This window comes from Micromonospora sp. KC723 (assembly GCF_004348595.1).
Classification (GTDB): Bacteria; Actinomycetota; Actinomycetes; order Mycobacteriales; family Micromonosporaceae; genus Micromonospora.
Genome location: NZ_SMKD01000009.1, coordinates 63,142 through 75,831, shown reverse-complemented (window position 1 = coordinate 75,831; position 12,690 = coordinate 63,142). Strand labels below are relative to the sequence as shown.

Genomic DNA, 12,690 nt, shown 5'->3' with positions numbered 1-12,690 from the left:
CCGCCCCCCTGCCCGTGGACGCGGATCTGGTGGTCAGCCTCGACGGGGTCGGCGTGCAGCGGGCCGGCACCGCGCTGCTGCACGACGTGGACTGGCGGGTCGAGCTCGACGAACGCTGGGTCGTGCTCGGCCCCAACGGCGCCGGCAAGACCACGCTGCTCAACCTGGCCGCCGGCCGGCTGCATCCGACCACCGGCGCGGCCCACGTGCTCGGCGAGCGGATCGGCCGCACCGACGTCAACGAGCTGCGGACGCGTATCGGTCTGTCCACCGCGGCCCTGGCGGAGCGGCTCCCCGCCGACGAGCGGGTCAGCGACGCGGTGGTCACCGCGGCCTGGTCGGTGGTGGGCCGCTGGCGGGAGAGCTACGACCGCACCGACGAGGCGCGGGCCCACGCCCTGCTGGGCCAGCTCGGCGTCGGCCACCTCGCCGAGCGCGCCTACGGCACCCTCTCCGAGGGGGAGCGCAAGCGGGTGCAGATCGCCCGCGCCCTGATGACCGACCCGGAGCTGCTGCTGCTCGACGAGCCGGCGGCCGGCCTCGACCTGGGCGGCCGGGAGGACCTGGTGGCCCGGCTGGCCGAGCTGGCGTACGACCCGGACGCCCCCGCCCTGGTGCTGGTCACCCATCACGTCGAGGAGATCCCGCCCGGCTTCACCCACGCGCTGCTGCTGCGCGACGGGGGTGTGGTCGCGCAGGGCCTGCTCGCCGACACGCTCACCGGGGACAACCTCTCCAAGACCTTCGGCCTGCCGCTGGTCGTCGAGCGGCACGGCGAGCGGTACACCGCCCGCGCGGCCTGAGTAGCCTCCGTCCGCACGTCTCCGCGCGGCGGGCCCCGGGCCTGTGCCGGCAGTCCCTGGCCTCCGACCAGGCCCTAGACTCGCGGTGAGGGGCAGGTCGGGGCAGGAGGTCGTGGTGCGGCAGACCCGGGTCGTCGTGGTGGGCAGCGCGAACATGGACCTCGTCGGCGCCGGCCCGGCGCTGCCCCGTCCGGGCGAGACCGTGCTCGGTAACGACTTCGTCATGGTGCCCGGCGGCAAGGGGGCCAACCAGGCGGTCGGCGCGGCCCGGGCGGGCGCCTCCTGCGCCTTCCTCGGCGCGATCGGTTCGGACGCCTTCGGGGTGACCCTGCGGTCCCGGATCACCGCCGCCGGCGTGGACACCGGCCAGCTCCGGGTGGTGTACGGGGCCTCCGGTGTGGCGCTGGTCCTGGTGAACGCCGCCGGCGAGAACTCGATCCTGGTGGTCCCGGGCGCCAACGACGCCTTCCGCGGGCTCACCGAGGGCGAGCTAAACACGGTACGTCAGGCCGACGTCCTGGTCGCCCAGCTGGAGATCCCAGTCGAGACGGTGACCACGGCGGCGGTGGCGGCCCGGGAGGCGGGCACCCGCGTGATCCTCAACGCGGCACCGGCCCGGCAGGTGCCGGCCGAGTTGCTGGCGGCGGTGGACCTGCTGGTGGTCAACGAGACCGAGGCGCAGACGCTCACCGGCCAGGGCCGGGAGCAGCGGCGGGCGCTGCTGGACCTGGTGCCCCGCGCCGTGCTCACCCTGGGTGGCCAGGGTGCCTGGTACCTCGACCGGGACGGCGCGGACGTGCACGTCCCGGCGATCGAGGTGGAGGTGGTGGACTCCACCGCCGCCGGTGACGCGTTCACGGCGGCGCTGGCGGTGGCCTGGGGCGAGGGCCGTCCGGTGCCCGAGGCGGTGCGGTGGGCGGCGGCGGCCGGCGCCGCCTGCGTCCGCAAGCTGGGCGCCTCGGTGGCGCTGCCGTACCGGTCGGAGATCGACGCCCTCTACGCCCCGGCCGCCGGCTGAGGGTCACTCGCCGGATTCGTCGCTCATCCGTTCGCCCCGGCGGCGCAGCATGCCGAGGCCGGGGATGCCGGCGACGGCGAGCCGCAGGTCGCGGGTGACGTCGAGCAGGTCGTGCAGGTCCGGGCCGACCCGGTCCAGGGTGGCCAGGATCGGCAGGATGTCCGAGGTCAGGTGTGCCTTGAGCTTCGGCAGCTCGTCCACCAGGCGGATCGCCGCGGTCACCTCCTCCTGGCTGAGTTCCGCCACGAACCGGTGCGCCATCGGCGCTCCCCGGCGCAGCGCCGGCTCGTACGCCGCCAGCAGGTCCGTCGCGGTGGCGGCGGCGCCCTCGGCGGTGGCGACCGTGCCGGCGGCCCGGCCCGTGACGGCGTCCGCCTCGGCGACCAGCCCGGCGGCGGCCCGGGTGACCCGGTCCGCCTCGCCGACCACCGCAGCCGCCGCCGAGGCCACCTCGGTGGCGGTGTCGATCGCGGTCGTCGCGGCGGCGCTGATCACCGCCACCTCCCGTACCGCCGTTTCGGCGTCGGCGAGCACCTGGTCGGTCCGGTCCAGGGTGCTCTCGATCCGGTCGACCACCCCGTTGATCCGCGCCAACAGGGCCTCCACCCCGTCCAGCACGGCGAACGCGCGGGCCGGCACGGCGGCGAACGAGGCGGCCGAACCGAACGCCTGGTCGAGGGCGGAGCGGGTGCGGCCGACGACGTCACCCGGCCGGGGAAGGGGGATAGCCATGTGACCAGTGTGCGTCCCCCCGGCCAGCGTCGGCGACGGCAACCGGCCGTGCCCACCGCCCGGCGTCACTGCCCGGGGTGCTGTTCGACGGCGCGTTGCACAGCCCGGTAGATCTGCCCGAACCGTAACGCGTCTGGTGTGCGCACCAGCATCACCTCGGTGCCGTGGTGTCGCACCCACAACTCGTGCACCCGGTTGCCGCGTTCGTAGGAGCGGTCCAGCCAGCCCAGCGGCAGCTCCAGGAAGGGGGTCAGGGCCAGCGCCGCGACCGCACAGCCGGCCAGGGTGACCAGCGCCGGCGTCCAGTTCCCCCGGTCCTGCGCGGACCAGAGCAGCGCCACCACGCAGACCAGCGCCACCAGCGGCGGCAGCGACAGCAGCAGGACCAGCACCCCCCGGCCCAGCACCCGCCCCCGCACGGCCATCGTCGTGGCGCCACGCGCGTGCCAGACGTACGTCACGTCGGCGATCCGGACGCTGTGCCCGCCGGCCCGGATCGACTCGGAGGTCACCCGCACCGCCTCGTCCCGGTAATAGAGGGTCATGGATAACCCTAACCATCCGGCGGCAACCTCGGCCGCCCGTGCCGGGGCGGTTTGTCGGCGCGTAGGGGCGTGGGCTACCGCCCTGTGCCGGGCCGCTCGCCACGGGCCGACGCGCCGGTCCCGCTTCGCCCGGCCGGCGCGGAGCCGGGCGGGGCGGCCGGGCGGTTCTCCAGCGCCCGCTGCGCCGCCCGGTAGATCTGCCCGAAGCGCAGCGCGTCCCCGGTGCGCAGCAGCAGGACCGGCCGGCCGCGCCAGCGCGCCCACATCTCCAGTTGCCGGCTGCCCCGCGCGTACGACCGGTCGAGGAACTCGAAGAGGAAGTCGGCGACCGGGCCGACGGCGAGCCCGACCAGCACGGAGGCGCCCACGACGGCGATCGTGACGGTGGGCGAGCGGCCCAGCCAGACGGCGAGCCCGATGCCGAGCACGGCGGCCACCAGCGGCCCGGCCAGCGCCACGCCGATCGCGCCCCGGCCGGCCAGCACCCGCCAGGACCGGCTGCCCCGGCGGTGCCACAGCATGCCGACCTCGGCCAGCGGGTAGGCCCGTCCCTCGATCCGGATGGCGGTGGAGGTGACCTGCACCGACCTGTCGTCGTAGTAGGTGATCATGGCGGACTCCCGGCGCGGAGGGCTGACCTGAGACTACGTACCCCAACGACCGGGCCGTAAGGTTGGCACGCGACTTCGACGAGGAAGTGAGGGCGGCGTGAGCGAGTTCGTGCGGCTGGAGACCAGGGACGGCATCGGCACCATCCGGCTGGAGCGACCGCCGATGAACGCCCTCAACACCCAGGTGCAGGAGGAGTTGCGCGCCGCCGCGGCGGCGGCCACCGCCGACCCGGGCGTCCGCGCGGTGATCGTGTACGGCGGGGAGAAGGTCTTCGCCGCCGGCGCGGACATCAAGGAGATGGCCGGTATGTCCTACGTGGACATGGCGGAGCGGGCCGCCGACCTGTCCAGCGCCCTCGGCGCGATCGCCCGGATCCCCAAGCCGGTCGTCGCGGCGATCACCGGGTACGCCCTCGGCGGCGGCTGCGAGCTGGCCCTGGCCTGCGACTGGCGGATCGTGGCCGAGGACGCCAAGCTCGGCCAGCCGGAGATCCGGCTCGGCATCATTCCCGGCGCCGGCGGCACCCAGCGGTTGGCCCGTCTGGTCGGGCCGGCCCGCGCCAAGGATCTGATCATGACGGGTCGGATGGTCGACGCGCCGGAGGCGCTGCGGATCGGCCTGGCCGACCGGGTGGTCCCGGCGGCGCGGGTCTACGACGCGGCGGTCGGGTTGGTCACCCCGTTCCTGACCGGCCCGGCGCAGGCGCTGCGCGCCGCCAAGCTGGCGGTCGACGGTGGCCTGGACATGGACCTCACCTCCGGTCTGGCCTGGGAGAGCCAGCTATTCGCGGCGCTGTTCGCCACCGACGACCGGCGCGAGGGCATGGCCGCGTTCGTCGAGAAGCGCCGACCGGACTTCACCGGCCGCTGACCCCGCCGTCGGGCCGGCGCCCACCCGCCGGCCCGACCAGGGGCGGTTCACATTCCCCGTACCGGCCAGTAGCGTGTGACACCCGGCAGGCGACGAGGGAGCGGTGATGACGGAACGGGTCGAGGGCCACGGCGGAGAGCTGGCGCTGGCCGCGCTGCGCGCGTACGGCGTACGGGAGATGTTCACCCTCTCCGGCGGCCACGTCTTCCCGCTCTACGACGCCGCGCACCGCACCGGCTTCCCGATCTACGACGTCCGGCACGAGCAGTCGGCGGTCTTCGCCGCCGAGGCGGTGGCCAAGCTCCAGCGCCGCCCCGGTCTGGCCGTGCTCACCGCCGGTCCCGGCGTCACCAACGGCGTCTCCGGGCTGACCAGCGCGTACTTCAACGCCTCCCCGGTGCTGGTGCTGGGCGGGCGGGCGCCGCAGTTCCGCTGGGGCTCCGGCAGCCTCCAGGAGATGGACCACCTGCCGCTGGTCGCCCCGGTGACCAAGCACGCCGAGACGGTGTTCAGCGTTGACGACATCCCGCGTGCGGTCGACGCCGCGCTGACCGCCGCGCTCACCCCGCACCGCGGTCCCGTCTTCCTCGACTTCCCTCTCGAGGCCGTCTTCTCCGTCGGTGACGCCGAACTGCCCGAGGTCACCCCGGTCGCCCCGATCGAGGCCGACCCCGACGAGGTCGCGACGGCCGCCCGCCTGATCGCCGGCGCGCGGCGCCCGGTGATCATCGCCGGTTCCGACGTGTACGCCGGTGACGCTGTCGCCGCCCTGCGGGCGGCCGCCGAGGCGTTGCGGGTGCCCGTCTTCACCAACGGCATGGGTCGCGGCGCGCTGCCGCCGGAGCACCCGCTCGCCTTCGCCAAGGCCCGCCGGGTCGCCCTCAAGGGCGCCGACGTGGTCGTGGTGGTCGGCACCCCGCTCGACTTCCGGCTGAGCTTCGGTGACTTCGGCGACGCCGCCGTGGTGCACGTCGTCGACGCCCCCGGCCAGCGCGCCGGGCACGTCCAGCCGGCCGTCAGCCCCGCCGGCGACCTGCGGCTCATCCTCACCGCCTTCGCCGACACCGGCGACCGGGCCGACCACGACGACTGGATCGCCCAACTCCGGGTCGCCGAGGACGCCGCGAAGGCCCGCGACGCCGAGGAGATGGCCGCCGAGACCGACCCGATCCGCCCGGCCCGGGTCTACGGCGAACTGCGCAAGGTTCTCGCGGCGGACGCGATCACCATCGGCGACGGCGGCGACTTCGTCTCGTACGCCGGGAGGTACCTGGAGCCGGCACAGCCCGGCACCTGGCTCGACCCCGGCCCGTACGGCTGCCTCGGCACCGGCATGGGCTACGCGATGGGGGCCCGGGTCACCCATCCGGACCGGCAGATCTGCGTGCTGATGGGCGACGGCGCGGCGGGCTTCTCGCTGATGGACGTCGAGTCCCTCGTCCGGCAGAGACTTCCGGTGGTCATCGTGGTCGGCAACAACGGCATCTGGGGCCTGGAGAAGCACCCGATGCGGGCCATGTACGGCTACGACGTCGCCGCCGACCTCCAGCCGGAACTGCGCTACGACCGGGTGGTCGAGGCGCTCGGCGGAGCGGGGGAGACGGTGGCCAAGGCCGCCGACCTCGGTCCGGCCCTGGGCCGAGCCTTCGACGCCGGGGTGCCGTACCTGGTCAACGTGCTCACCGACCCGGCCGACGCGTACCCCCGCTCGTCGAACCTGGCCTGAATCGCGGGGCCGCGCCGTCGGTCCGGCGGCTGGTGGCGTAAATCAGCGGAACCCCGGCGTCCGTCGTCGTAGGGTCGGCTCCGTGCCCGACGAAGTGTCACACCCGTCGGGCAGGGTGGGAGGCCGACCAGCGATGACGGGAGTTTCCGCATGACCTACGCGATCCGTGCCGAAGGGTTGGTGCGCCGCTTCGGTGACACCACCGCCCTGGCCGGAGTCGACCTGGCGGTCCCCACCGGGACGGTCTTCGGCCTGCTCGGGCCCAACGGCGCCGGCAAGACCACGACCGTACGGGTGCTCGCCACCCTGCTCACCGCCGACGAGGGCCAGGCCACCGTCGGTGGCTACGACGTCCGCCGCGACCCGCACCGGGTGCGGCAGCTGATCGGCCTCACCGGCCAGTACGCCTCGGTCGACGAGGCCCTCACCGGCACCGAGAACCTGCTGCTGATCGGCCGGCTGCTCGGACTGGGCCGGGCGCAGGCCCGGGCCCGTGCCGCCGAACTGCTCGCCGACTTCCAGCTCAGCGACGCCGCCGGCCGGGCGGCCAAGACCTACTCCGGCGGCATGCGCCGCCGGCTGGACCTGGCCGCCAGCCTGGTCGGCCGGCCGCAGGTGCTCTTCCTCGACGAGCCGACCACCGGGCTGGATCCGCGCAGCCGTAACGAGCTGTGGGACGTCGTCCGCACCCTGGTCGCCGACGGCGTGACGGTGCTGCTGACCACCCAGTACCTCGAGGAGGCCGACCAGCTCGCCAGCGAGATCGCAGTGGTCGACCACGGTCGGGTGATCGCCCAGGGCACGCCGGAGGAGCTGAAGGCGAAGACCGGCGGGCAGGTGCTCACCGTCCGTCCGGCCGACCCGGCCGACCTGCCGACGGTGCTCGCGGTCGCCGGTGAGGTGGCTCGGGCCACTCCCGAGGTCGCCCAGACCACGGTCACCGTCCCGGTCAGCGACCCGGACGTGCTGCCCGCGGTGGTCCGCCGGCTCGACGCCGCCGACGTGCGGGTGGCCGAGCTGGCGCTGCGTGGTGCCAGTCTGGACGAGGTCTTCCTCTCCCTCACCGGGCACCGGGCCGAGCAGGACGCCGACACCGACGCCATGGAAGGGAGCCTGGCATGACCGCCGCCACCGCCACGCCCGCCACCCTGCCCGCTCCGGCGCGCCGCCTGGGCGTCGTCGCGGGACTGCGCCACACCGCCACCCTGGCCTGGCGAAGCCTGGTGCAGATCAAGCACAACCCGATGGAACTGCTCGACCTGAGCATCCAGCCGGTCATGTTCGTGTTGCTCTTCACGTACGTCTTCGGCACCGCGATCGCCGGCTCCTCCGGCGACTACCTGCGCTTCATGTTGCCGGGCATCATGGTGCAGAACGCTCTCTTCGCCACGATGACCACCGGGTTCGGCCTCAACCAGGATCTGACCAAGGGTGTCTTCGACCGGTTGCGGGCCCTGCCGATCGCCCGCTGGGCGCCGCTGGCCGGGCGGATCCTCGCCGACACGGTCAAGCAGGCCTGGTCGATCGCGCTGCTGCTCGTGGTGGGCATGATCCTCGGGTTCCGGGTCGGCAACGGCCTGCTCGGCGTGCTCGCCGCGTTCGCCCTGCTGCTGGCGTTCACCCTCGCCGCGTCGTGGATCTCGGTGCTGGTCGGGGTGCTGGTCAACGAGCCGGAGAAGGTGCAGATCTTCGGCTTCATGGTGATCTTCCCGCTCACCTTCACCAGCAACATCTTCGTGCCCACCGAGCGGATGCCCGGTTGGCTCCAACACTGGGTGGAGATCAACCCGGTCACCATCGTCGCGGACGCCCTGCGGGGCCTGCTGGTCACCGGTCCGGTCGCCGGCCCGGTGGCGCAGACCCTGCTCTGGGCGGTCGGCCTCGCCGTCGTCTTCGCCCCGCTCGCCGTGCGGGCGCTCCGGCGCCGGGTGTGACCCGGCGGGCTGGCCGGCGTCAGCCGGCCAGCCCGCCGGTCAGACCTCCGGTCGGTCGTCCTCGCGGGGGTCGTCCTCGCGGCGGCGCAGGTCGTCCTCGCGACGGCGCAGATCCTGCTCCCACCGGCGGAACAGCTCCGCATCCTCGCGGCGGGACCGCTCGTCGATGGACTTCAGGAACTCGGGATCGTCGTCGGGGGCGACCGGTCGGGGCCGCTCGCGGCGGCCCGCCACCGCGACCGGCCGGCCGGCGAGGAACCACGCGACCGACCCGACCAGCGGAACGAAGAGGATGAGCGGCACCCAGACGACGCGGGGCAGCCCGCGGACCTGATCCTCCTCGGCGGAGAGGCAACTGATCAGCGCGCAGACCGCAAGCACGGTCGTTGCCAGGAAGAGCAGGATGGACAGCCGGGCCATGTCCCCATGATGGCGCACGTCGGTGCGTTCACCACGCGCCGCGCAGCACCAGGGGTACGGACAGCAGCGCCAGCCCGGCGGCGGCCAGCGCGACCGACGGCAGGGTCCGGGTGCCGACCCGGCCCGGCCCGCGACCGGCGGCCCGCCCCCGGAGCGCGACGAGCGCCCCGACCCAGAGCAGCACCATGAGGGCGGCGAGCAGCGCCCCGGCGACGCCGCCGGTCAGGGCCAGCCGGAGCGCCAACACGGTCACCACGGTCAGCGCCAGGGCGGTCCGCCGCCAGGCCAGTCGGGTGCGCTCGGGCTGCAGCCCCGGATCCCGGGTCACCGGACACCGAAGCCCTTCACCAGCACCGCCACCACCAACAGCAGCGCCCCGAGCGCCACGAGCAGGGCCAACACGGCCGGGAAACGGGAGACCGGCAGTTCCTCGCCCAGCCGGATGGCCCGCTCCGTACGCGCCCAGTGGTCCACCGCGCGAATCGCGACAGTCGTGCCGAGCAGCAACAGCGCGACGGCGATCACCTCCCTCAGGTGTCGCAGCGGCAGCGGGGGCAGGAACTGGGCGGCGGCCAGCCCACCGGCGATCAGCGCCAGCCCGGTACGCAGCCAGGCCAGGAACGTCCGCTCGTTGGCGAGGGAGAAGCGGTAGTCGGGGGTGGCGCCCACCCTCTTGACCTCCGACGGGTCGAACCACCGCCTGATCACCTCGCGCACGGTGCCGATTATCCGCTTTACGTCCGGCATAGCCTGGGTTGATGACCGATCTTGACGTCGCCGCGTTGCGTGACGCGTACGACACCCAGCTCCGTCCGGAGATCCCCGATCCGGTGCCCGCCGGCGTGACCGTCGAGCGGGACGGGCCGCTGGTCCGGATCCTCGGTCTGGACCACCGGGGCTTTCTCACGTACCGCACCCTGGACGGGCTCGACGGCGCGGAACTGGACGCGTTGATCGCCCGTCAGGTCGAGATCTTCCGCCGGCGTGGGGAGGGGGTCGAGTGGAAGCTCAACGCCCACGACGAGCCGGCGGACCTGGCCGACCGGTTGCGGGCCGCCGGCTTCGTGCCGGAGGACCGGGAGACCGTCCTGGTCGGGCCGGTCGCGCCGCTGGCGGCGGCGGTGCCCGTCCTACCCGAGGGGGTACGCCTGCGCGAGGTCACCACCCGCGAGGATCTGGAGCGGATCGCCGCGATGGAGGAGGAGGTCTGGCGCTCGGACCGGAGTCACCTCGTCACCGGCCTGGCGAAGGAGATCGCCGCCGACCCGCAGTCGATCACGGTGGTGGTGGCGGAGGCCGACGGTGCCGTGGTCAGCGCCGCCTGGATCCGCTACGTGCGCAACACCGGCTTCGCCGGGCTCTGGGGTGGCTCGACGCTGCCCCGATGGCGACGCCGGGGCATCTACCGGGCGCTGGTGGCGTACCGGGCCCGGTTGGCCGGGCAGCGCGGAAAGACGCTGCTCCAGGTGGACGCCTCCGAGGACAGCCGGCCCGTTCTCCAGCGGCTCGGGTTCGTCGCGGTCACCACCACGACCCCGTACGTCTACACTCCGTGATGATGGAGCAGCGGCTGACGGACGAGGAGTTGTCGGTCCTCAAGACGGGCGCCTTCGGCGCGGTTTACCTGGTGTCGAACGCCGAACCGGGGATCTTCGCCATGATCCGGGAGAGCTTCGCCGCCTCCGAGGTGCTGGGCGAGGCCAGTGGGGTGGTGAGGCAGGCCCTCACCACCGGGCCGCTACCCCGGCTGCCCCAGGATTCGACCCTGGCGGTCGAGTCGGTGGTGCTTCCCGCCCTGAGCCGTGCGGTCGACGTGCTGCGCGCGAAGTCGCCCGGGGAGGTGGCGGTGTACCGGGAGGTGGTGCTCGCCGCGACCGACCGGGTGGCGCGCGCGCACGGCGGGATCACGCCGGCCGAGGCGGCCGCGATCGAGCGGGTCGGGAAAGCCCTCACCACCCGCTCCTGACTCCGCCCTCAGCGGACCGCACCGGCCCTGCTCGTCGACCTCGCCCCTGTCCCCGAGCCCGGTCTCGGGGTCCTGCCCGGCCTGCTGCTGGTTCGGGGTGGGCCCGGTCACCCGCCGGAGGCCGGGCGGGGTGGAAGTGGGTGAGCTGTGTCACTCTGGGTGTCCCGGGAGCCGATGCTACTGACAGGTAACATTGCGCCGTGGGCAAGTGCACCACAGCCCGCGGTTGACCGGGCGTCAACGGACGCGCGAGGCTGCGCCCGTTACCGGGCGAGCAGTCGCCACACCAACAGGAGGGTCGTCGAAACGCGATGAACATCGTCGTACTCGTCAAGCAGGTGCCCGATTCGGGCGCGGACCGCAACCTGCGTCCTGACGACAACACCGTCGACCGCGGTTCGGCGAACAACGTCATCAACGAGATGGACGAGTACGCCATCGAGGAGGCGTTGAAGATCAAGGAGGCGCACGGCGGCGAGGTCACCATCCTGACCATGGGTCCGGACCGGGCGACCGAGTCGATCCGCAAGGCGCTCTCCATGGGCCCGGACAAGGCCGTGCACGTGGTGGACGACGCCCTGCGCGGGTCCTGCGCCGTGGCCACCTCCAGGGTGCTGGCCGCCGCCCTCGGACAGCTCAACGCCGACCTGGTGCTCTGCGGCGCAGAATCGACCGACGGGCGGGTCCAGGTCATGCCGCACATGCTCGCCGAGCGCCTCGGTGTCGCCGCGCTGACCGGCGCGCGCAAGCTCACCGTCGACGGCGCCACGCTGACCGTCGAGCGGCAGACCGAGGAGGGCTACGAGGTGGTCACCGCCTCGACCCCGGCCGTGGTCTCCGTCTGGGACACCATCAACGAGCCGCGCTATCCGTCCTTCAAGGGCATCATGGCCGCCAAGAAGAAGCCGGTGCAGACGCTCTCCCTGGCTGACCTCGGCGTCGCCCCGACCGAGGTCGGCTTCGACGGCGCGACCAGCGCCGTGCTGGAGCACACCAAGCGCCCGCCGCGCTCCGGCGGCGCGAAGATCACCGACGAGGGCGAGGGCGGCGTCAAGCTGGTCGAGTTCCTCGCCACCGAGAAGTTCGTGTGAGAGGTCTGGACATGTCTGAGGTTCTCGTCGTCGTCGAAGCCACCCGGGAGTTCGGCGTCAAGAAGGTCACCCTGGAGATGCTCACCCTCGCCCGCGAGCTGGGCAACCCCGCCGCGGTGGTGCTCGGTGGCGCCGGCGCCGCCGAGGCGCTCAGCGCCAGGCTGGGCGAGTACGGCGCGGAGAAGATCTACGCCGCCGAGGGTGAGGAGATCGACGGCTATCTGGTGGCCCCCAAGGCGACCGTCGTGGCCGACCTGGTCAAGCGGGTGCAGCCGGCCGCCGTGCTGCTCGCCTCGTCCCAGGAGGGCAAGGAGATCGCCGCCCGCCTGGCCGTCAAGCTGGACAACGGCATCCTGACCGACGTGGTCGGGCTGGACGCCGACGGCACCGCGACCCAGGTCGCCTTCGCCGGCTCCACCATCGTCAAGTCCAAGGTCACCCGGGGACTGCCGCTGGTCACCGTACGGCCCAACTCGGTCACCCCGGCCCCGGCCCCGGCCAGCGCGGCCGTCGAGCAGCTCACCGTGTCGGTCACCGACACCGACAAGCTCGCCAGGGTCGTCGACCGGGTCGCCGAGCAGAAGGGCTCCCGCCCCGAGCTCACCGAGGCCGGCGTGGTCGTCTCCGGTGGCCGCGGCGTCGGTAACGCCGACAACTTCAAGCTGGTCGAGGAGCTGGCCGACCTGCTCGGCGGTGCCGTCGGCGCCTCCCGCGCCGCGGTCGACTCCGGCTTCTACCCGCACCAGTTCCAGGTCGGCCAGACCGGCAAGACCGTCTCCCCGCAGCTCTATGTCGCGCTGGGCATCTCCGGCGCGATCCAGCACCGGGCCGGCATGCAGACCTCGAAGACGATCGTCGCCGTGAACAAGGACGGCGAGGCCCCGATCTTCGAGCTGGCCGACTTCGGCGTGGTGGGCGACCTGTTCAAGGTCGTACCGCAGGCCGCGGAGGAGATCCGCAAGCGCAGGTGAGT

Annotated in this window: 16 protein-coding genes; 10 read left to right on the top strand and 6 right to left on the bottom strand. The window is 73.5% G+C overall.

All coding sequences use genetic code 11. The features are described 5' to 3' along the window. Positions 1–8 precede the first annotated feature (8 nt). On the top strand, positions 9–803 hold the full coding sequence (locus E1165_RS04320; protein ID WP_132387930.1) for an ABC transporter ATP-binding protein: 795 nt from the start codon (positions 9–11) through the stop codon (positions 801–803). A 115-nt stretch (positions 804–918) separates the two neighbouring features. After that, positions 919–1,821 carry a ribokinase gene (locus E1165_RS04315; protein ID WP_132387924.1) on the top strand — a complete coding sequence of 301 codons (903 nt, stop codon included), beginning with the start codon at positions 919–921 and terminating at the stop codon, positions 1,819–1,821. A gap of 3 nt (positions 1,822–1,824) precedes the next feature. Here E1165_RS04315 and E1165_RS04310 read toward each other — a convergent pair whose 3' ends face one another. The 3 genes from E1165_RS04310 to E1165_RS04300 form a co-directional block, all read right to left on the bottom strand. After that, positions 1,825–2,553 (bottom strand): hypothetical protein, encoded by a 729-nt coding sequence (locus E1165_RS04310; protein ID WP_132387922.1) that lies wholly within the window; start codon positions 2,551–2,553, stop codon positions 1,825–1,827. Positions 2,554–2,618: 65 nt separating this feature from the next. After that, positions 2,619–3,098 (bottom strand): DUF6232 family protein, encoded by a 480-nt coding sequence (locus E1165_RS04305; RefSeq protein ID WP_132387920.1) that lies wholly within the window; start codon positions 3,096–3,098, stop codon positions 2,619–2,621. 74 nt (positions 3,099–3,172) lie between these two features. Then, positions 3,173–3,709, bottom strand: coding sequence for a DUF6232 family protein (locus E1165_RS04300; protein ID WP_132387918.1), 537 nt, complete (start codon positions 3,707–3,709; stop codon positions 3,173–3,175). Positions 3,710–3,806: 97 nt separating this feature from the next. Here E1165_RS04300 and E1165_RS04295 point away from each other — a divergent pair, with 97 nt between their 5' ends. The 4 genes from E1165_RS04295 to E1165_RS04280 all read left to right on the top strand — a co-directional run bounded on the left by E1165_RS04295 (position 3,807) and on the right by E1165_RS04280 (position 8,240). Next, complete coding sequence (locus E1165_RS04295; RefSeq protein ID WP_132387916.1) at positions 3,807–4,580, top strand: enoyl-CoA hydratase-related protein; 774 nt, start codon at positions 3,807–3,809, stop codon at positions 4,578–4,580. A 106-nt stretch (positions 4,581–4,686) separates the two neighbouring features. Further along, positions 4,687–6,306 carry an acetolactate synthase gene (locus E1165_RS04290; protein ID WP_132387914.1) on the top strand — a complete coding sequence of 540 codons (1,620 nt, stop codon included), beginning with the start codon at positions 4,687–4,689 and terminating at the stop codon, positions 6,304–6,306. 150 nt (positions 6,307–6,456) lie between these two features. Continuing rightward, positions 6,457–7,428, top strand: a complete 972-nt coding sequence (locus tag E1165_RS04285) for an ATP-binding cassette domain-containing protein (RefSeq protein WP_132387912.1) — start codon at positions 6,457–6,459, stop codon at positions 7,426–7,428. Beyond that, positions 7,425–8,240 carry an ABC transporter permease gene (locus E1165_RS04280; RefSeq protein WP_132387910.1) on the top strand — a complete coding sequence of 272 codons (816 nt, stop codon included), beginning with the start codon at positions 7,425–7,427 and terminating at the stop codon, positions 8,238–8,240. Before E1165_RS04285 ends, E1165_RS04280 begins: the two co-directional genes overlap by 4 nt. 39 nt (positions 8,241–8,279) lie before the next feature. On the opposite strand, the gene E1165_RS04275 is transcribed toward E1165_RS04280, so the two are convergent. From E1165_RS04275 to E1165_RS04265, 3 genes are read right to left on the bottom strand one after another with little or no spacing between them, the layout of a single operon-like run. Next, positions 8,280–8,660 (bottom strand): PLD nuclease N-terminal domain-containing protein, encoded by a 381-nt coding sequence (locus E1165_RS04275; protein WP_132387908.1) that lies wholly within the window; start codon positions 8,658–8,660, stop codon positions 8,280–8,282. Between the two features lie 28 nt (positions 8,661–8,688). Continuing rightward, a complete protein-coding gene (locus E1165_RS04270; RefSeq protein ID WP_132387906.1) occupies positions 8,689–8,988 on the bottom strand; it encodes a DUF202 domain-containing protein in 300 nt (99 codons plus the stop codon). Next, positions 8,985–9,407: a YidH family protein gene (locus tag E1165_RS04265; RefSeq protein ID WP_371687300.1), complete on the bottom strand. Its 423-nt coding sequence runs from the start codon at positions 9,405–9,407 to the stop codon at positions 8,985–8,987. Before E1165_RS04265 ends, E1165_RS04270 begins: the two co-directional genes overlap by 4 nt. An 11-nt stretch (positions 9,408–9,418) precedes the next feature. Between E1165_RS04265 and E1165_RS04260 the strand changes: the two genes are divergently transcribed. From E1165_RS04260 to E1165_RS04245, 4 genes are all read left to right on the top strand, one after another. Then, positions 9,419–10,216: a GNAT family N-acetyltransferase gene (locus E1165_RS04260; RefSeq protein ID WP_132387902.1), complete on the top strand. Its 798-nt coding sequence runs from the start codon at positions 9,419–9,421 to the stop codon at positions 10,214–10,216. A 2-nt stretch (positions 10,217–10,218) separates the two neighbouring features. Further along, positions 10,219–10,626 carry a hypothetical protein gene (locus tag E1165_RS04255; RefSeq protein ID WP_132387900.1) on the top strand — a complete coding sequence of 136 codons (408 nt, stop codon included), beginning with the start codon at positions 10,219–10,221 and terminating at the stop codon, positions 10,624–10,626. A 311-nt stretch (positions 10,627–10,937) separates the two neighbouring features. After that, entirely contained in the window at positions 10,938–11,717 is a 780-nt protein-coding gene (locus E1165_RS04250; protein WP_132387898.1) for an electron transfer flavoprotein subunit beta/FixA family protein, read from the top strand. Between the two features lie 11 nt (positions 11,718–11,728). Beyond that, positions 11,729–12,688: an electron transfer flavoprotein subunit alpha/FixB family protein gene (locus tag E1165_RS04245; protein WP_132387896.1), complete on the top strand. Its 960-nt coding sequence runs from the start codon at positions 11,729–11,731 to the stop codon at positions 12,686–12,688. The last annotated feature ends 2 nt before the right edge of the window (positions 12,689–12,690 follow it).

What these genes read in the sequence shown, in the direction of transcription:
- E1165_RS04310 (WP_132387922.1), bottom strand. Translation starts at nt 2,553, where the DNA reads ATGGCTATCCCCCTTCCCCGGCCGGGTGACGTCGTCGGCCGCACCCGC.
- E1165_RS04305 (WP_132387920.1), bottom strand. Translation starts at nt 3,098, where the DNA reads ATGACCCTCTATTACCGGGACGAGGCGGTGCGGGTGACCTCCGAGTCG.
- E1165_RS04300 (WP_132387918.1), bottom strand. Translation starts at nt 3,709, where the DNA reads ATGATCACCTACTACGACGACAGGTCGGTGCAGGTCACCTCCACCGCC.
- E1165_RS04290 (WP_132387914.1), top strand. Translation starts at nt 4,687, where the DNA reads ATGACGGAACGGGTCGAGGGCCACGGCGGAGAGCTGGCGCTGGCCGCG.
- E1165_RS04285 (WP_132387912.1), top strand. Translation starts at nt 6,457, where the DNA reads ATGACCTACGCGATCCGTGCCGAAGGGTTGGTGCGCCGCTTCGGTGAC.
- E1165_RS04280 (WP_132387910.1), top strand. Translation starts at nt 7,425, where the DNA reads ATGACCGCCGCCACCGCCACGCCCGCCACCCTGCCCGCTCCGGCGCGC.
- E1165_RS04275 (WP_132387908.1), bottom strand. Translation starts at nt 8,660, where the DNA reads ATGGCCCGGCTGTCCATCCTGCTCTTCCTGGCAACGACCGTGCTTGCG.
- E1165_RS04265 (WP_371687300.1), bottom strand. Translation starts at nt 9,407, where the DNA reads ATGCCGGACGTAAAGCGGATAATCGGCACCGTGCGCGAGGTGATCAGG.
- E1165_RS04260 (WP_132387902.1), top strand. Translation starts at nt 9,419, where the DNA reads ATGACCGATCTTGACGTCGCCGCGTTGCGTGACGCGTACGACACCCAG.
- E1165_RS04255 (WP_132387900.1), top strand. Translation starts at nt 10,219, where the DNA reads ATGGAGCAGCGGCTGACGGACGAGGAGTTGTCGGTCCTCAAGACGGGC.
- E1165_RS04250 (WP_132387898.1), top strand. Translation starts at nt 10,938, where the DNA reads ATGAACATCGTCGTACTCGTCAAGCAGGTGCCCGATTCGGGCGCGGAC.
- E1165_RS04245 (WP_132387896.1), top strand. Translation starts at nt 11,729, where the DNA reads ATGTCTGAGGTTCTCGTCGTCGTCGAAGCCACCCGGGAGTTCGGCGTC.